The organism is Acinetobacter sp. MB5 (genome assembly GCF_003261585.1).
Taxonomy (GTDB): Bacteria; Pseudomonadota; Gammaproteobacteria; order Pseudomonadales; family Moraxellaceae; genus Acinetobacter.
Map to the genome: position 1 here is coordinate 1 of NZ_POVU01000015.1, position 17,672 is coordinate 17,672.

At 39.8% G+C, this 17,672-nt stretch carries 16 protein-coding genes and 2 tRNA genes; 6 read left to right on the plus strand and 12 right to left on the minus strand.

The window, feature by feature from the left end; all coding sequences use genetic code 11:
• Positions 1–80: 80 nt before the first annotated feature.
• The 4 genes from C1A47_RS13895 to C1A47_RS13910 all read right to left on the minus strand — a co-directional run bounded on the left by C1A47_RS13895 (position 81) and on the right by C1A47_RS13910 (position 1,326).
• Positions 81–157, minus strand: a tRNA-Asp gene (locus tag C1A47_RS13895).
• Between the two features lie 23 nt (positions 158–180).
• Positions 181–256 (minus strand) — tRNA-Val (locus C1A47_RS13900).
• Between the two features lie 159 nt (positions 257–415).
• A complete protein-coding gene (gene elsL, locus C1A47_RS13905; RefSeq protein WP_111895623.1) occupies positions 416–949 on the minus strand; it encodes a cell wall-recycling L,D-carboxypeptidase ElsL in 534 nt (177 codons plus the stop codon).
• Positions 949–1,326 carry a YbaN family protein gene (locus C1A47_RS13910; protein WP_111895624.1) on the minus strand — a complete coding sequence of 126 codons (378 nt, stop codon included), beginning with the start codon at positions 1,324–1,326 and terminating at the stop codon, positions 949–951. The genes elsL and C1A47_RS13910 overlap by 1 nt, the downstream gene beginning before the upstream one ends.
• A gap of 65 nt (positions 1,327–1,391) precedes the next feature.
• Between C1A47_RS13910 and C1A47_RS13915 the strand changes: the two genes are divergently transcribed.
• From C1A47_RS13915 to dapE, 3 genes are all read left to right on the plus strand, one after another.
• Entirely contained in the window at positions 1,392–2,294 is a 903-nt protein-coding gene (locus tag C1A47_RS13915) for a DUF1853 family protein (protein ID WP_111895625.1), read from the plus strand.
• An 85-nt stretch (positions 2,295–2,379) separates the two neighbouring features.
• Positions 2,380–2,520 (plus strand): entericidin A/B family lipoprotein, encoded by a 141-nt coding sequence (locus C1A47_RS13920; protein WP_111895626.1) that lies wholly within the window; start codon positions 2,380–2,382, stop codon positions 2,518–2,520.
• 117 nt (positions 2,521–2,637) lie between these two features.
• Entirely contained in the window at positions 2,638–3,771 is a 1,134-nt protein-coding gene (dapE, locus tag C1A47_RS13925; protein WP_111895627.1) for a succinyl-diaminopimelate desuccinylase, read from the plus strand.
• A gap of 60 nt (positions 3,772–3,831) precedes the next feature.
• On the opposite strand, the gene C1A47_RS13930 is transcribed toward dapE, so the two are convergent.
• The 6 genes from C1A47_RS13930 to pilG form a co-directional block, all read right to left on the minus strand.
• Positions 3,832–4,281: a hypothetical protein gene (locus C1A47_RS13930; protein ID WP_111895628.1), complete on the minus strand. Its 450-nt coding sequence runs from the start codon at positions 4,279–4,281 to the stop codon at positions 3,832–3,834.
• Between the two features lie 12 nt (positions 4,282–4,293).
• Positions 4,294–9,198: an Hpt domain-containing protein gene (locus C1A47_RS13935; protein ID WP_111895629.1), complete on the minus strand. Its 4,905-nt coding sequence runs from the start codon at positions 9,196–9,198 to the stop codon at positions 4,294–4,296.
• Positions 9,199–9,322: 124 nt separating this feature from the next.
• Positions 9,323–11,392: a methyl-accepting chemotaxis protein gene (locus tag C1A47_RS13940; protein ID WP_111895630.1), complete on the minus strand. Its 2,070-nt coding sequence runs from the start codon at positions 11,390–11,392 to the stop codon at positions 9,323–9,325.
• A 46-nt stretch (positions 11,393–11,438) separates the two neighbouring features.
• The gene (locus C1A47_RS13945; RefSeq protein WP_111895631.1) at positions 11,439–11,963 is read right to left on the minus strand and encodes a chemotaxis protein CheW; all 525 of its coding nucleotides are present in this window, start codon (positions 11,961–11,963) and stop codon (positions 11,439–11,441) included.
• Between the two features lie 13 nt (positions 11,964–11,976).
• Positions 11,977–12,339, minus strand: a complete 363-nt coding sequence (locus C1A47_RS13950; protein WP_111895632.1) for a response regulator — start codon at positions 12,337–12,339, stop codon at positions 11,977–11,979.
• Positions 12,340–12,360: 21 nt separating this feature from the next.
• A complete protein-coding gene (pilG, locus tag C1A47_RS13955) occupies positions 12,361–12,744 on the minus strand; it encodes a twitching motility response regulator PilG (RefSeq protein ID WP_004901860.1) in 384 nt (127 codons plus the stop codon).
• Between the two features lie 287 nt (positions 12,745–13,031).
• Between pilG and C1A47_RS13960 the strand changes: the two genes are divergently transcribed.
• On the plus strand, positions 13,032–13,643 hold the full coding sequence (locus C1A47_RS13960; RefSeq protein WP_111895633.1) for a hypothetical protein: 612 nt from the start codon (positions 13,032–13,034) through the stop codon (positions 13,641–13,643).
• A gap of 105 nt (positions 13,644–13,748) precedes the next feature.
• Positions 13,749–15,464 carry a proline--tRNA ligase gene (locus C1A47_RS13965; protein ID WP_111895634.1) on the plus strand — a complete coding sequence of 572 codons (1,716 nt, stop codon included), beginning with the start codon at positions 13,749–13,751 and terminating at the stop codon, positions 15,462–15,464.
• Positions 15,465–15,529: 65 nt separating this feature from the next.
• Here C1A47_RS13965 and dcd read toward each other — a convergent pair whose 3' ends face one another.
• Positions 15,530–16,099, minus strand: a complete 570-nt coding sequence (dcd, locus tag C1A47_RS13970) for a dCTP deaminase (protein ID WP_111895635.1) — start codon at positions 16,097–16,099, stop codon at positions 15,530–15,532.
• 79 nt (positions 16,100–16,178) lie between these two features.
• Positions 16,179–16,775, minus strand: coding sequence for a LysE family translocator (locus C1A47_RS13975; RefSeq protein WP_111895636.1), 597 nt, complete (start codon positions 16,773–16,775; stop codon positions 16,179–16,181).
• Between the two features lie 343 nt (positions 16,776–17,118).
• Here C1A47_RS13975 and C1A47_RS13980 point away from each other — a divergent pair, with 343 nt between their 5' ends.
• Positions 17,119–17,667: a DUF2062 domain-containing protein gene (locus C1A47_RS13980; RefSeq protein WP_111895637.1), complete on the plus strand. Its 549-nt coding sequence runs from the start codon at positions 17,119–17,121 to the stop codon at positions 17,665–17,667.
• Positions 17,668–17,672 lie beyond the last annotated feature (5 nt).

Sequence of the window (17,672 nt, forward strand, 5' to 3'; positions counted from 1 at the left end):
GGCCGGTATTCTAACCAACTGAACTACCGCTGCACTTACGCATATCGCATTTGGGTACAAACAATAATTAAGATCTGAAGTGGCGCAGCGGACGGGGCTCGAACCCGCGACCCCCGGCGTGACAGGCCGGTATTCTAACCAACTGAACTACCGCTGCACTGAGATCTTAACGTAAAGGCTTGGTGGGCGCTGACGGGATCGAACCGCCGACATTCTGCTTGTAAGGCAGACGCTCTACCAACTGAGCTAAGCGCCCTTAACGTCTTTATCGTTTGTGAGGTGCATTATAGAGAATCTTCATCTAGTGTCAAACGCTTTTCGATGCATTTCGCACTTTTTGTATCTGAATGATTAAAAAATAAGTTATTTTTCGTAAAATCAGGCAAATTCGAATAAATTCTATGCATCTATATTGTTAAATTTTAAGGGAATCATAAATTTGTTGATCAAGTTGATGTTCTGATAAATACACCAGAGCTCCCTCATCCAGCAGATCAAACACCTCCACGACATCCTGATTTCGCATCCGAATACAGCCATGTGATACCGCAACACCCATAGGCTGATCATCAGGAGTTCCATGAATATAGATATAACGGCGATACGTATCACAGCCCTCACCCAGATTAAATCCAGCTTCTAAACCTTTAAGCCATAAAATTCGAGATAAAATCCAGTCACGCTGAGGAAACTGCTGTGCATATTCGGTTGAAAAAATCTCGCCCGTTGCTTGACGTGCAATAAAAACGCTATTAATCGGTAAATTATGTCCAATTTTTTCAGCAATTTGATGCCAACCACGAGGGGTTTTACCACTGTTTTCGGCTTCGCCAATACCATTTAAACCAGATGAAATTTGGTATTTCTTTTTATGTTTAGGCAAAACCAAAATTTGTGCTGCGAGATCAATTAAAATATCGGCATCGTGTAATGCAGTAGGCAGTATCATTATTTTCTCAGAGAATTTTCGGTGGGTTCGGGTCTTTGCCACAACCAAATCGCCACGATCAGCATAGTGACATCCGTAAATACTTTAACCAACAGCGGTGCTCTGGTAAATAACATGATAATACCACTCAGTAACATCATCCCCGATGCCCAATATTTCGCCTTACGTGGCACAGTCCCAAATTCACGCCAGTTTCGTAGAGTTGGGCCATATTTGGGGTGATTAAGTAGCCATGCATCCATTTGCGGCCAGCCTTTTGATGCAGCCCACGCAGCTAGAATCAAAAAAATCGTTGTGGGCATTCCTGGTAAAATGGCACCGATCATTGCCAATATGACAAAAATAATCACCAAAAAGCGCCAAAACAATGTTTTCATTCAACTACCCGCCTCCATGAACAATGGTAGTATAAAGTTTTCATTTGCCACTGGTGTAATTTTTAATGCTTGAATACACAGCATCTTTACAACAAGCACATTACTTTGAACCATGGCTCAATTTTGTTCACCCCTGCGTCAGGCAACTGGCTTTTGCTATTGCCAGTCCAAACCTGATTCAGCATTTACCTTCAGAGCTGCAAATTCAACATACATTTGAGTTCCATTCATCAGCACTCTGGCAAAAATATTACACACAATACCAAACTCGCTTAGAAGAATTAGACCAAAATCCTGATCCATTATTACAATTCCTCGCACAACTTAAAAGTACACGGCTCGGTTTACGTTTTGAAATGCTGCTCTGGTTCTGGTTACAAGATAATCCCCAGCAGCGCTATCATCCTTATGAGCTCTTAGGTCATAGCCTGCAACAAATTGATGGCGCAAGAACTTTGGGTGAGTTAGATTTTGTAGTGTTTAACCATCAGACTCAGCAAGTTGAACACTGGGAAGTTGCATTAAAGTACTATTTAGCTGAGTGTGATTATCGCTTGCCACACTGGTATGGCTTAAACCGTGATGATACTTTTCTAAAGAAATTAAATCACTTTACTCAACGTCAGTTCCAATTTGAACACGTCCTTGAAACAAACATTCAAAAAAAATTTGCCGTTCTAAAAGGTCAATTATTTCTTCCTGTAAAAACAATTCAGTCTGTAACAGCACCCACATGGATCAATCCTGCCCGACGCTTAGGATTATGGGGAAGTTTTATTCCTCAACAGCAGATCTATCGCCTTTCGCGGCATGAATGGATTTGCCCTGACCGACAACCTACATCATCTCCTGCACAGTGGTGGTGTAATGGCCTATATTATGATACTCGCCAAAATCTATCCTATATGTACCGCCAACCAGCACTAATTGATTCAGTATACAAATGCTACAATTTGGTTACATTTTAAACAATAAACATCAATACTTTTTTTTATGAAGCTTGGTTATTCTTAATTGCACAGTAACAAAAAAATGACGTACTGGAGATTCTTAATGAAAAAAATTCTATTTGTTTCTATTGCATTAGCTGTTGTTCTTACTGGTTGTAATACCATACGCGGCATGGGTCAGGATGTATCAACAGCAGGTCACGCTGTATCAGATACCGCAACAAAAACCCAAGATAAAATGTAATCAATTTAGTCTTCAAATCATTTCAACAAAACCTTATCTTTGCGATAAGGTTTTTTTATTTACGCGTTTCCCCTATCATAATCAACAAATTTTTAGCCTGTTACTTTCGTGCTGCTTATGTCTACCTCCGAAACTCTCGATCTTAGTTTACAACTCTTACGTCAACCCTCTGTTACCCCTGTTGATCATAATTGCCAAACCATTATGGCTGAACGGCTTGAAAAGGTTGGTTTCAATATTGAGCCAATGCGTTTTGGAGATGTTGACAATCTTTGGGCACGTCGTGGCACAACAGAACCAGTATTCTGTTTTGCAGGACATACTGATGTTGTACCTACAGGAAATTTGGATGACTGGAAAACCCAGCCATTTCAACCTGAAATTAAAGATGGAAAACTTTACGGACGCGGTAGTGCAGACATGAAAACAGCTTTGGCTGCGATGGTGGTCGCAACTGAACGCTTTGTCAGCAAACATCCTGACCATAAAGGTTCAATTGCCTATTTGATTACCTCTGATGAAGAAGGCCCTGCAATTAATGGTACGGTGAAAGTCATTGAAACTTTAGAAGCACGCCAAGAAAAACTCAAATGGTGTCTGGTGGGTGAGCCATCAAGTACGCATCGCCTTGGAGACATCGTTAAAAATGGTCGTCGTGGCTCACTGAATGCCGTGCTCACCATTCAAGGTAAACAAGGTCATGTTGCCTACCCTCACCTTGCCAATAATCCAATTCACCAAGCTTCTGCTGCCATCAATGAGCTATGCACGACTGTTTGGGATAATGGTAATGAATACTTCCCTGCCACTTCATTCCAGATTTCTAATATTCATGCGGGTACTGGTGCAACCAATGTAATTCCTGGCACATTGACTGTGACCTTCAATTTCCGCTATTGCACTGAAGTCACTGCTGAACAGTTACAGGCGCGTGTAATTGAAATCCTCAATAAGCATGGTTTAACCTTTGATATTCAATGGACACTCTCAGGCCTACCATTCCTTACGCCTGTTGGCGAACTGGTTAAAGCCACTCAACATGCTATTCGGGACGTCTGTGGAATTGAAACAGAACTTTCAACCAGCGGCGGTACATCAGATGGTCGTTTCATTGCCCCTACAGGTGCACAGGTTCTTGAACTAGGTGTTTTGAATGCCACGATTCATCAGGTGAATGAGCATGTCAATGTCGATGAACTTGAACCTCTAGCACGCATCTATGAAGAAATTTTAGTGCAACTTCTTGCCTAAAAATCTGAACATAAAAAAAAGCCTTCTTAACGAAGGCTTTTTTGTTGAACTTAATGAAACTTAAACCGCGATACCAATTTGGCGCTGAATTTCTACCAAATTTGGAATCTGATACTGCTTCCCTTCTGTTACCACATATTGAAACACTTTGGCATCATCAACAGGGCGTTCATCGTCAATAACCTCAGAGATACGTAAGCGTACGCCCTGTGGCATTTCACTACATAACAGTACAAACCGTTGAGTGATTTCATCACCCTCGATCACCAATGCAATACCCTCTTTGGTATTTGGATTATTAATTGCATAAACCGGCAAATTAACATCATGCCAAGAAAGTGTCTTGACTTGTGTATCACTGTTTTGGGCAGACAAAACAATATTCTGAGGAATCAGCATCGGCACTTGGTTGTAACACTCAATAATGTACGCATCGATGAAACCTGTAGATACCGAAATTAAGTGTTGCAGCTCTTGCTGATCAATTGCATGTACGCGTTCAGTATTCATTTGCTATCCCTCTTAAGCTTCTGCCAAAACTTGCTCAATATGTTGTAGCAAATCTGCTTCTTGGAACGGTTTACCCATATAGTGTGTTACGCCCAAGCTAAATGCACGTTCACGGTGTTTCTCACCTGTACGTGATGTAATCATGATAATTGGCAAATCACGGTATACGGCATGGTGACGCAATGTATTGGTCACTTCAAAACCATCCATACGAGGCATTTCAATATCGAGCAACATCACATCTGGTTTAATATGTTCGATTTGTTCAATCGCATCCACACCATCTTTCGCAGTAACAACATCATAACCATGACGTTCCAGCAAGCGAGAAGTTACTTTACGTACTGTCACCGAGTCATCGACAATCATGACTAATTGGCGAGCACGTACAGGTTTCACTGCTTCGCGGCGTTGTTCAGTCAATGCTTCTGTACGTTGTGTACTTTGAATACGTCGAGCAATATTATGACCATCAAGAATCAAACAAACCTGACCATCACCAAGAATAGTTGCTCCGCCAATTGCATCAATTTTTGATAATTGCTGCCCAATTGGTTTTACAACAATCTGTGCACGAGAACCAATTAACTGATCGACCAACAAGGCAATTGTTTGGTTATTATGACCTTTGATCATTAATACAGGTAACGAATGTCCCACATTGCTTAGACGTGGTTGAGGTTGATGACCGACAAACTCGGAAACATAACGTAGTTTGTATTTTTGACCATCAATACCAAAAACTTCTTCATCACTTGCAAAGTAATCAATCAAAGCTTGTGGTGAAATTCGGACAATACGCTCAATTTGTGTTAACGGAATTGCAAACTGTTGATCTGCAACTTTCACCATCAAGGCATCACTAACTGCTACTGTCGTTGGAACACGAATAACGAATGTTGTTCCTCGGCCTTGCTCCGATTGAATCGAAACGTGTCCACCCAGTGTTTTAATTTCACTTTGCACGACATCCAGACCAACACCACGACCAGAAATCTGAGTCACCGCTTTAGCAGTAGTAAACCCTGAATGGAAAATATATTGCAGAATTTCTTGCTGACTTAAGTTGTGATCTGGGCTAATCAAGCCTAACTGACGAGCTTTATGTTCGATCTTGCTCGGATCAATTCCTCGACCATCGTCTCGCACTTCTACAACAATGTCTGAACCTTGACGTGTCACTTCAATTTCAATATTACCCGCTTCTGGCTTACGCGCAGCGCGACGCTCTTCAGCAGACTCAATACCATGGTCAATTGCATTACGCATCATATGCTCTAATGGCGTAACCAATCGCTCCAAAATACTGCGGTCAAGCTCAACATCTTGATTGGTAAGATTCAAATTCACCGCACGATTCAAGGTCGATGATGTCTGACGAACCAAACGTTGCAAACGGCTAACAATACGTGAGAATGGAACAAGACGTACACGCATTAAACCATCTTGCATTTCCGCTTGAATACGAGATTGTTGTAATAACAGTGCTTCAGCATCACGAACTTTATCTGCCAAGGTGACTTTAAAGTCAATTAAATCCGATGCAGATTCGGCTAACGATTTTGACAACTGGTTTAAAGATGAATATTGGTCCATCTCTAATGGGTCAAAATCGGTATAGCGCGAATTTTCAATTCCGTGTTTAGCGATAATCTGACTTTCTAGCTCGCCTTCCATTCGACGCAACTGATCCGAAAGACGGAGAATTGCCAACTCCATTTCATTCAGGGTGGTATTGAACTGGCTAATGCCCATTTCAATACGCGAACGGTTAATCGCATTCTCACCTGTCAAGTTGATCATTTGCTCAACCAGACCCGCGGAAATACGAATCATCTCATTGCTTTGATCAGCTGTATTTTCTGTATCCCACTCACCCAACATTGACGGTGGTTCTGTACCATCCCCTTCAACAAATGCAGAGAACTTGGCTTTCACAAAATCAAAATCATTTGCTACTTGCTGTGGCAACTGTGCAGACAAATCAATAAATTCAATCGCTGACAATTGTTGTTGCCATTTTACGAAATCATCATATTGTCCACTTTGAATCGCTTGCTCTAACCATGACATGACATTGAGAAGCAAACTATCATAAACATTTGAACTGAACTGGCGTAATGCAAATTGTTCAAATGTGTTCTCAAGTGATGTTGCTATTTCAATCACAGGCCCAACGTTTGCCATACGCGCAGCACCTTTAATGGTGTGCGTATCACGTTGTAATTGAAGTAACAAACTACGGTTAGTACGTTCATCAAACCAAGCTTGTAAAAGCTGGCGGATTCGCGGAATAAGCTCTTGAGTTTCTTCAACAAAACTTTGTTGAATCATTTCACTCACTTCAGCAGAATCTGAACTTACAACCTCAGTTTCAATAACGGCTTGAACTGGTTCTATCTCTTGTTCAATTTGGGTTGGTTCAATGTTCTGCTCAATTTGAACAGATTGAGATTCACCTAGGACAAGCTCATGTAACACTTGTAAAGTTGTTATTGCAGGGTAGTCGATACCTTTCTGTTGAATAATTTCAACGCGTTCTGCAATTTGGTCTTGTGCTAAGCGTAATACGGCAAGTAAATACTCAGTTGGTTGCAATTGTTTATGAATAAGTTTTTCATAAACAGTCTCCAACTCATGGGCAATTAAACCAATCTGAGTTGCCTGAATCATATTTGCACCACCTTTTAAGGTATGCAAATGACGCATCAAGACATTCAAATATTCAGGCTTATGATTTTCATGCAAATACGCATTGAAATCATGATCCAACTGAACTAGAAGGTCTTCCGCCTCTTCCAAGAAGATTCCATTAAGATCAGCATCAGGCAATATAGTTGCTTCATCACTGTCTACTGCAAGATGATCACTGAATATACGCTGAGCGACGCGACTAATTGGATCACTCATACTCGTCATTGGTGCTGTGACTGCTGGTTCAACCATTTCAGCAGTGACGAGATCAACAGGGACATTGACTTCAGTATTTGTTTCAGGAACTGTTACATCGCTACGTAATAGTTCATCTAAAGTTTGTAATGTTGCTGTCGCAGCAAAATCGCTTTGAGACTCTCGTATAATATCAATACGATCAGCCATAGTATCAAGCACCAAACGCAATACAGTCACCAGTTTCGGTGATGTCCGTAATTGCTGATTAATCAAGCGCTCAAAAATCGTTTCTAATTCATGTGCAATCAAGCCAATATTTTTGGCCTGAATCATATTTGCACCACCTTTTAGGGTATGCAAATATCGCATTAAATGATTCAATGCCTTAATGTGTTCAGGTTCCTGTTGATACACATTAAATGCATGGTCAATTTGTCCTAACAGGTCATCAGCTTCATCAAGAAAGACATCAACCAATTCCTGATCATCAAGTACGACGAGTTCACCTTGAGCCAAGGCTTGTTGATCGAGTGCCAGATGTTGTACATAACGAGTAACATCAAAACCTGTTTCAGCAACAGCTGGTTGTTCTGACTCTTGTGATTGTTGCAACCAGTCAAGTAGATCATTGAGTACATGCTCAGTTTGACTAGATAAATAAACTGTTTGCCCTGTCGCTAATAAGTCAAAATAATGGATGAGTTCTTGATGAGCATAATCAAACAGCTCAAATGTATAGTCAGAATCTAACAACCATGCTTTACCCAGAACAGTTTCATAACAAGCTTTTAATTTATCAGCGAGCTGATGAAGCCCTAGAGTCGAGAATTTTTCAGTATGCTCACTTAAAACAGTAGACTCTTGAATTAAAGCTGCTAAATACGTTGTAGCATCATTTTGTATAGCTTTTTCAAAGTCATGCTCAGCATCCAATAAATGATCAATATTCAATGCCATAATGTCATTGATTAGACCACTAATCGTTAATGCCTCTTTGCTATGTTGCTGAGTTTCTTCGTAGTCATACCAGATTTGGTCAAAGACTTCTACAGCATGTAAACCCTGCTCTGTTGTATCTTGCTTAAGGTCTTCTAAATAAGAAGTAATAAACTGAGAGAAGCTTAAAAGTAGATCTGTTTCAGCATCCGACAAAGATTTTTCTTTTTGCAAATGCGCTTTTAAGGCATGTTCAACATTGGCACTAGCATGGAAAATCGGTTCAATATGCGCCATACCTGAACTACCTTTTAAGGTATGTAACGCACGAATTAATCCTTCTGTCTGTTTTGCTGTTGGTTCAAGAAATTTTAGATACTGATTGATTGTATCTAGATGCTCCAAAGCCTCTTCTAAATAAATCGATAACGTTTCAGATAAGACAACAGTATCTTTCGCTGTTGTCATTTCTGATTGTTCAACTACTTCTTCAACAATTGGCTCTATAGCAGGTTCTGCTAATTCAATTGCAGCATCTAGGAATGCTGGTTGTTCAATATCAATAAACTCAAGTCCAGTAACATCTGACTCGCTATTTAAATTCGCTGTCGCAGTTAAAAGATCTTGCAAAGCAGCATCAAGCGGTTGCTGCTGTTGCAACAACTGACCCAATAAGACTAACGGACGCAAGTCCAACGTAAGTGCTTGCTGAGCTTGCAATAATGGATAAAGTTTATATTGGAAAACTCGAAAACACGCCAAAGTAAATTGCTGCATTTGAGCCGTGAGTTCAACTGTATTTGCCATAACCCTATTTAGCAAATCTTCAGCTGTCCAAGCCAATTCACCCGACTGATACGCCCCAACCATTCGTCCAGATCCTTTTAAAGTATGGAAATGACGACGAATGTCTTTTAAATATTGTTCATTATTCGCATCTGTTAGCCATAAAGGAAATAGATGCTCAAATTCAGCCAAAATATCCTGAAGCTCTTCAACAAAGATATCTAAAATCTCAGCATCTTGTTCTAAATAGCCATCCTCAGGCAACGAGACCGTTGTTACCAAATTTTTTAGTATTTCTTTCATCGCTCAAACTTCTTCTGTTTAGCTTGATATTGTTGAGCGCAAGCTAGGCTAACAAAACCTAACCACTGCGATTTCCTAAAGAGCTTCTCATCCTTAAATAAGAAGCCCTTTCAACAGACAAAAGTTATTCTGGCAACTTAAAGTCTGTTACAGATTCACGTAGTGACTCCGCCATATTCGCCAACTCAGAAACTGATCGCGCTGTATCGAAGGTTGATGTCGTTGTTTGTGATGTAATGTCTTGTACAACGTTCATCGTATTCGCAATATGACTCGCAGATGCAGACTGTAACTGAGCAGCATTGGAAATGTTATCAATCAACTGTGCCAATGCTTTAGATACGTTTTGAATCTCATCCAACGCAACACCCGCATCCTTCGCCAAGTTTGCACCACGTACAACTTCGGCAGTAGTATGTTCCATCGAAATAACAGCTTCGTTGGTATCGGCCTGAATCGTTTTTACCAGGTTTTCAATCTGTTTTGTTGCTGAAGCAGAACGTTCCGCAAGACGCTGGACTTCATCGGCAACCACGGCAAAACCACGACCTGCTTCCCCTGCCATAGATGCCTGAATTGCTGCATTCAATGCCAAGATGTTCGTTTGGTCAGCAATATCCGTAATCAGAGAGACGATGTTACCAATCTCTTGTGAAGACTCACCCAACCGTTTAATACGTTTTGAAGTTTCTTGAATCTGTTCACGAATGTTATCCATACCTTCGATTGAACGGTTTACAACATCCGCACCATTTCCAGCGATAACAACCGAACGTTGCGCAACCTCTGCTGATTCTGTTGCGTTGGCAGATACCTGGTCAATTGACAGTGCCATTTCGTTCATTGCAGCAGATGCACCAGCAATTTCTTGTGCCTGATGTTCAGCAGCTTCCGCTAACTGGTTAGTAATATGCTGCGTACCTTGTGAATAACGTGCTACCTCTTGAGAAGTATCATTGATTCGAGATACCAAGTCACGTAATTGGTCAATCGCAAAGTTAATGGAGTCGGCAATCGCACCCGTGAAGTCTTCAGATACCGTTGCGTAACTACGTAAGTCACCATCTGCCAAATCGGCAATTTCATCCAGTAAACGTAGAATCGCGTTCTGGTTACGGTCATATTCTTCTTGCAAGCTTTCCATACGTACTTTATCGGCCTGACCACGAAGGCTTAACAGACGATATGCACAGTACAAGAAGCCCACAAAACTGATAATTAACAGGAATGCAAAATAAATTGTTGCTGAAGCTGAGCTTGATAATTTATTTAAAGCTGCAAGCAAGTCACCAGACTGGTTAAAGATTTGTGCTGTTGATTTTTGTACAGCCGCAACCTTAGCAGAGTTATTAAATAATGTTGCTGCGCCCGTTTTAATAACTTGATTATATTCAGTTTGAATTTCAGTGAGCTGATCTCTTAAATCTTCATCATTAACACGTGCAACACCGAGTACTGGATTACCATCTAGTTGAGCATTCAAGTACTTACCGAAGGTATCAGAATCAGTTTTAAAGTCATCTGCTGATTCTTTCGCAGTATCAGAAACCGATAGAATGGCATCAATCGAACGTAAAATACGTTCTGCGATCAACACTTGGTTTTTAGCAATAATTACCTGACTACTTGGCATATTGCTATGTACCATCTGATCAACTACAGCATTGTACTCTGCCTGCATACCAGGAACGACCTGACTGATTGCAACATTTGTATCGTATAGTTGGTTCAGAATTTTTTCATTTTGAACAATCGTATCAATGTTCTTTGAAGTTTCTTTCCACTGTGCATCAACTTTCTTTAAGTTATCTACACTACTATGTACAGTTTTTAAACTTGCTAAATTTGCATCAAATTCTTGTTGTAAACTTTTTAATTTCTTAATTGATTCATCTGAACCCGATGCTGTGGCTTCTGTTGCTTGACGGGAAATCATCTGTGATAACAGACGTAAGTTACCTAAACTTTCAGTCAAGGTTTTATTACGCGGTACACTATATGCCAAAACTAATAAAAGCACGAATGAAACAGCCGCACATACCAAGCCCATTTGAATAAATGGTTTTGCACGCTCACGGTCACCAAAGGTTTCCGAAGTTGCATCAAGTGTATTTCTTAATTTACCAACAAACCCTTCTGCGTTTGAATCTATTTGGTCTGTTGTTGCACCTTTAAACTTATCAAAAAAGCCCATCCAGCTTCTCCCCAGAATCGCAATAATTAGGCGATGTAATCATTCATTACTTTATCGCGGCATTCATATATTCATTATCTTTCAGCATTCGGCTGAATAAGAAAATATTCCAATCTTGTTGGTGTTGACTAAAATAGCCTTGGCAGTATTTTTGTAGTCGTTGGTCTAAAGATCGGTTACTTGAAAAAAAACTTCTTTTATTGAAATGTTGAATACCAAGCACCCGATCTACAGCCAAGCCTAGATATTGATCTTGATGACTAATACATAATACTTTTTGTTGGCTTGGATTGTGACTTGGCTCACCCGATAGATACTCAGGCAAATCAGTAATCGAAAGCAGTCGACCACGAATATTCGCCAATCCCTTTAGCCATAACTGGCTATTTGGGATGGCTGTATAATGTGGATAATAAATGACTTCAGATACTTCACCTAATGGGGCAACAAAAAACTGCCCCAACATTTCAAACGCAATTCCTGACCATCGATTTACTTCATTATCATTCGAGGCATTTTTATTTCCCCTTTTCGCTAAACGAAGTAATTCGATAAAACCATTTGCTGCCATAGTTTATCTCGCATTAAGAAAGATATTGTTTTATCACATCAATTAATGCTTCTTCTTCAACAGGTTTTGTTAAATAATCGCGTGCACCTTGACGTTTACCCCAAACGCGGTCAGTTGCCTGATCTTTGGTACTCACAATAATAATTGGAATGTGTTTCGTTTTTTCTGCACGAGTAATTTGTCGTGTTGCCTGAAAACCATTTACGCCTGGCATCACCACATCCATAAGAATAAGGTCTGGTAGTTCTGCTTCGGCCAAGGTAACACCATCTGCACCATTGCTTGCATCTAATACTTCATAACCATGCTTGGTCAGAATTTCTTTGAAGCGAAATGTTTCTGTAGGAGAGTCATCTACAATTAAAATACGTGCCATTCTTTAAATTTCCCAAAACACTTATGCAACATGTGTACGAATTGCGTCAATCAATTCATCTTTACTAAAAGGTTTGGTCAGATACTGATCTGAACCAACAATACGACCTTTTGCCTGATCGAACAGGCTATCTTTACTGGACAACATGATAATTGGAATATTTTGATATTGTTGTGAATTTTTGATTAAAGCACAGGTCTGATAACCATCTAGACGAGGCATCATAATATCAACGAATACAATATCTGGATTTGTTTCAGCAATTTTTGAAAGCGCTTCAAATCCATCTACTGCAGTCACAACTTCATATCCTTCACGTTGTAAAAGTGTTTCAGCAGTACGGCGAATGGTTTTTGAATCATCAATTACCATAACTTTTAAATTTTTTGGGTTATCTTCTTGCATTTAATGATTCCTTCCCCTTGAAACAATGAAATTCAGCGTTATGTAGATGGATTTTGACAGTTATTTACAGATATTAAACATCTATTTAAGTGCTTTTTCAACGAAGCATTTCTGCCACTTTGCTCATTTTTAGTGACACAGACAACAAAGTATTAACTTTTAATCGATTAGTCCACTTTTTTCTCATGAAAAACTTAAATTAGTCTTGAGTCGAGCAAAACGCTTAGCAGATAATATAAGCTGAATTCATAAAAATCAGATTATTTTTTTCATTTTTTGGGGATCACATGAATTTTAAGCAACAAAAATTGATAAAAATAATCGCTTGTATATTAATATCCTATATCCCACCTTCATTATTGTATGCAGAAAGCCCTTCCCCCGTCTGGTACCGCTATTATGATACCAATGGTGTTGCAACAATTAGTTCTTCTATTTCCCAAAACCATATTCGTCGCGGATATGATGTCTTGGATCGTCGAATGCAAATCCTTCGACACGTTCCAGCATTTAATGCTAAAAAATCTCAATACAATGCCCAATACAACATCGTTCAATCAAAACAAAAAGAAGCGGATCAAAGACTGAAACAAGCATATACATCAAGCAAAACCGCTGAACTAAAAAAGCAAGAAGCCCTACAAACTATCAAAGCTCAAATCAACTATCAGCAATATCAAGCCAAAGACATCTATCAAGATCAACTCAGCTTAGGACGGGAGGAACAAGAATATATCCGACAAGGCAAATCCGTCCCAGCAACATTAAAAGTACGACTTAAAGAAAATCAGAATAGTATCGACCGCAGTAAAGCATCTATCTTAAATCTCCAAAATGATTATCGAGAAACACAGTTAAAATATGATCGAATCATTTCCCGTCTCAAATTAATGGAATAATTCAGCACAATCCATGTCATAATTTTGCAGCTAAAATGCTTCAATTTTTTGAACTGTTTTTATCGTATAATTTTTTTCAACTTTTAAAGTACTAGGACAACCTCCATGCGCGCGAGTCGCTTTTTATTTGCAACGTTAAGAGAAACCCCAAACGATGCGGAAGTTATTTCGCACCAGCTTATGCTTCGAGCAGGCATGATTCGTAAATTGGCATCAGGTTTATACACTTGGTTGCCCATGGGTAAACGTGTGCTAAATAAGGTTGAAGCGATTGTTCGTGAAGAAATGAATCGCTCTGGTTCTTTAGAAGTGTTTATGCCTGTGACTCAACCCGCAAGCCTATGGGAAGAATCTGGTCGTTATGTGCAATATGGCCCAGAGCTTTTACGTTTTAAAGATCGTCATGACAATCCATTTGTACTAGGCCCAACGCATGAAGAAGTGATTACTGATCTAGCGCGTAATGAACTCAAAAGTTATAAGCAACTACCAATCAACTTCTATCAAATTCAAACCAAATTCCGTGATGAAATTCGCCCACGTTTCGGAGTCATGCGTTCACGTGAATTTATTATGAAAGATGCGTATTCATTCCATGTGGATCAAGCCTCTCTTCAAGAAACTTATGATGTGATGTACGACACTTATTGCCGTATCTTCACACGCCTAGGTTTGAATTTCCGCCCAGTACAAGCCGACACAGGTTCAATCGGTGGTTCAGGTTCACATGAATTCCATGTACTTGCAGACAGCGGTGAAGACGATATCGTATTCTCTACTGAATCAGATTACGCAGCCAATGTCGAAAAAGCGGAAGCCGTATTGGTTGGCGAACGTCAAGCACCCGCTCAAGAACTTCAAGTTGTCGAAACACCAAATACAAAAACCATTGCTGATGTTTGCGCATTCTTAAAATCTGATCCTAAAGACTCTGTGAAAGCACTTTTGGTTCAAGGTATTGCACGAGAAGATGGTAATGTTCCTGTCGTTGCTTTATTCCTTCGTGGCGATCATGAACTCAATGAAATTAAAGCTGAAAAGCATCCACAAATTGCAGCTCCACTGACTTTTGCCACTGAAGCTCAATTACAGCAATATGGTTTAACTGCTGGTTTCACAGGCCCACAAGGCTTAGTTGAAAAAGGATTAACGGTTATTGTTGACCGTGCTGCATCTGTCTTATCTGACTTTGTTGCAGGCGCAAACCAAGTTGATCACCATGCAACTGGCGTAAACTGGGAACGTGATGCTCAAATCAGTGAAGTCTATGACCTTCGTAATGTCGTTGACGGCGATCCATCTCCAGATGGTAAAGGTGTTCTACAAATCAAACGTGGTATTGAAGTGGGTCACATCTTCCAGTTAGGTCAAAAATACTCTGAAGCCTTAGGCTGTAAAGTTCTGGGTGAAGATGGTAAACCATTAACCGTCACCATGGGTTGTTATGGTATTGGTGTAACGCGTGTTGTCGCATCTGCCATTGAACAGAACTACGATGAAAAAGGCATCCTTTGGCCGTCTGCGATTGCACCATTTGAAGTTGCGATTGTGCCAATGAATGCACATAAATCTCCACGCACTTTAGAAGCTGCTGAAGCACTCTATGCTGAATTACAAGCACAAGGTTTTGATGTGTTACTGGATGATCGTAATGAACGCCCAGGTGTAAAATTCTCTGACCTTGAGTTAATGGGTATTCCACATCGTATTGTGATTGGTGAAAAAGGTCTTGAAGCAGGCACTTTTGAATATAAAGGTCGTCGCGATGCTGAATCAGTCAATATCAGCAAAGATGAACTTCTTGCAAAACTAAAAGGCTAATTTGGCCGCATAAAAAATCCCGCAAATTTGCGGGATTTTTTATATTCGACTGTTCGTGCGCGTGATTAAGCCTTCGGCAATGTTACGCCTTGCTGACCTTGGTATTTACCACCACGATCTTTATAAGAGGTTTCACATACTTCATCTGATTCAAAGAACAGCATTTGCGCAACACCTTCACCTGCATAAATACGTGCTGGTAAATTAGTGGTGTTTGAGAATTCCAGAGTCACGTGCCCTTCCCATTCAGGTTCAAGCGGTGTCACATTCACAATAATACCGCAGCGTGCATAGGTTGATTTACCTAGACAGACGGTCAATACATTACGTGGAATACGGAAGTACTCAACAGTACGTGCCAATGCAAAAGAATTTGGCGGAATGATACAAACATCAGATTCAATATCGATAAAACTTTTTTCATCAAAGTTCTTAGGATCAACAATGGCTGAATGGACATTGGTAAAGACTTTAAATTCAGGTGCACAGCGAACGTCATAACCGTAACTAGAGACACCGTAAGAAATTAATTTCTCACCTTGTTCATTAAAGCGAACCTGATTAGGGGCAAACGGTTCAATCATACCGTGTTGCTCACTCATTTCGCGAATCCAACGATCAGACTTAATGGCCATGTAGCTATTCCAAAATCATAAATCAATCTTTAATTGGGCTGTACTTTAACTGAAATTCAGCTTTTTGACCATGATCAATTCAATATAAGCGAATCAGTGCCGAATAACTCAGTGGTACAGAAAAAGAGACCAAAACCACCGAAGCTGTACGCTGCAAGTTGCATGGATTGAGCCATGCTATTTTATTTTGAGCTAAATAGCGTCCCAATAAAATCCAGCACAATGCAATCGGCACGATCAACAATATAAATATGCCAATATAAAACAGATAAAGTGACAGACTATGCCAAACCATTTTCGGAAAAATTACGGAAGAAAAAACCAGACCTTTAGGGTTAAACAATGTTGCAATAAACAGTTCTCTTGGCAAAACCAATGGTTGCTGAATATCTAATTCTTGCTTGGCTGCTTTCCACAGCTTGATCGCCAAAAAAAACATATAACTTGCACTAAACAGTTGTAATACTTTAGGAAGTACAGGTAAATGCTGTTCTACATAACCGATCATGATTCCCCAAGCAGTAATCGCAATGAGGTAACCCAAAGTTTCAGCAGGGATGAGTTGTAATGAAGTTTTTAAACCCGAGCGAACGCCAGAAGAAGCCAAAAGCATGTTGGTTGGACCAGGTGTAAATAGAATAGTCACGACTAAACCAATAAATAACCAAGACATCATCCACTGACTTCCAATATTGATCGCTGCAAAATTATGGTATTTTGCCAATCAAGGCAAAAAAGCAATTGTAACCATTAAAAAACGTAAAATTTATATTTATATTTATTAATAACTTAAAAAAATAAAATTAGACTATTGGCGACTATATACATAAATCAAAGCGATCAGAATAGCCAATATCAGCCGATTTTATGCTATTTTATAATGTATAGTGCATATCGTTTTGGCAGCGAAATGTAAAAAATGTAGGCAATTAAGCTTTTGCTAAGTTTGTTTGCATAACGTGATATTGACCCAATATCTATATATTGAGTTATGTTGAATCAATTAAATTTGAGAATTTATGGTTAAACAACTGTTGCAGTCTTGGTTGCCATCGCCTGAGCGAGTTTCGTCTATGAAAATGATGAAACTGTTTGGCACGCATACGGCCAACCCGTTGCTGTGGTATGTCAATCGTAAATCGATTTGTAAAGCGATTTTTATCGGTACATTTTTCGGTTTGTTGCCTATCCCTTTCCATAGCATTTTTATTATTCTTGCGGTATTAATGCTTGAAATTAATCTGCCTGTTAGTCTTGCTCTCGCTTGGCTAAGCAACCCTTTTACACTCGTCCCGATTTTATATATTGGTTTTTGGTTTGGAACCAAAATTTACCATGTTCATATGATCGACCAAGCTATGCTGATGGGTGTCATGCACCAGATCGTGAATTGGATCGAACATTTTGGTCATGGACATATTGATTTTAGTCTTGCCAAAATTTTACTGACAGGGCTCATTGTTGAAGCGTTAATCGTTGCCGTGGTTTTATACATTACTACGCGACTTGTTTGGCGCTGGAGCGTTATTCGCAGCTGGCATAAACGTCATCAAAAGTGCCCGCTTTAATATGA

What these genes read in the sequence shown, in the direction of transcription:
- elsL (WP_111895623.1), bottom strand. Translation starts at nt 949, where the DNA reads ATGATACTGCCTACTGCATTACACGATGCCGATATTTTAATTGATCTC.
- C1A47_RS13910 (WP_111895624.1), bottom strand. Translation starts at nt 1,326, where the DNA reads ATGAAAACATTGTTTTGGCGCTTTTTGGTGATTATTTTTGTCATATTG.
- C1A47_RS13915 (WP_111895625.1), top strand. Translation starts at nt 1,392, where the DNA reads ATGCTTGAATACACAGCATCTTTACAACAAGCACATTACTTTGAACCA.
- C1A47_RS13920 (WP_111895626.1), top strand. Translation starts at nt 2,380, where the DNA reads ATGAAAAAAATTCTATTTGTTTCTATTGCATTAGCTGTTGTTCTTACT.
- dapE (WP_111895627.1), top strand. Translation starts at nt 2,638, where the DNA reads ATGTCTACCTCCGAAACTCTCGATCTTAGTTTACAACTCTTACGTCAA.
- C1A47_RS13930 (WP_111895628.1), bottom strand. Translation starts at nt 4,281, where the DNA reads ATGAATACTGAACGCGTACATGCAATTGATCAGCAAGAGCTGCAACAC.
- C1A47_RS13935 (WP_111895629.1), bottom strand. Translation starts at nt 9,198, where the DNA reads ATGAAAGAAATACTAAAAAATTTGGTAACAACGGTCTCGTTGCCTGAG.
- C1A47_RS13940 (WP_111895630.1), bottom strand. Translation starts at nt 11,392, where the DNA reads ATGGGCTTTTTTGATAAGTTTAAAGGTGCAACAACAGACCAAATAGAT.
- C1A47_RS13945 (WP_111895631.1), bottom strand. Translation starts at nt 11,963, where the DNA reads ATGGCAGCAAATGGTTTTATCGAATTACTTCGTTTAGCGAAAAGGGGA.
- C1A47_RS13950 (WP_111895632.1), bottom strand. Translation starts at nt 12,339, where the DNA reads ATGGCACGTATTTTAATTGTAGATGACTCTCCTACAGAAACATTTCGC.
- pilG (WP_004901860.1), bottom strand. Translation starts at nt 12,744, where the DNA reads ATGCAAGAAGATAACCCAAAAAATTTAAAAGTTATGGTAATTGATGAT.
- C1A47_RS13960 (WP_111895633.1), top strand. Translation starts at nt 13,032, where the DNA reads ATGAATTTTAAGCAACAAAAATTGATAAAAATAATCGCTTGTATATTA.
- C1A47_RS13965 (WP_111895634.1), top strand. Translation starts at nt 13,749, where the DNA reads ATGCGCGCGAGTCGCTTTTTATTTGCAACGTTAAGAGAAACCCCAAAC.
- dcd (WP_111895635.1), bottom strand. Translation starts at nt 16,099, where the DNA reads ATGGCCATTAAGTCTGATCGTTGGATTCGCGAAATGAGTGAGCAACAC.
- C1A47_RS13975 (WP_111895636.1), bottom strand. Translation starts at nt 16,775, where the DNA reads ATGATGTCTTGGTTATTTATTGGTTTAGTCGTGACTATTCTATTTACA.
- C1A47_RS13980 (WP_111895637.1), top strand. Translation starts at nt 17,119, where the DNA reads ATGGTTAAACAACTGTTGCAGTCTTGGTTGCCATCGCCTGAGCGAGTT.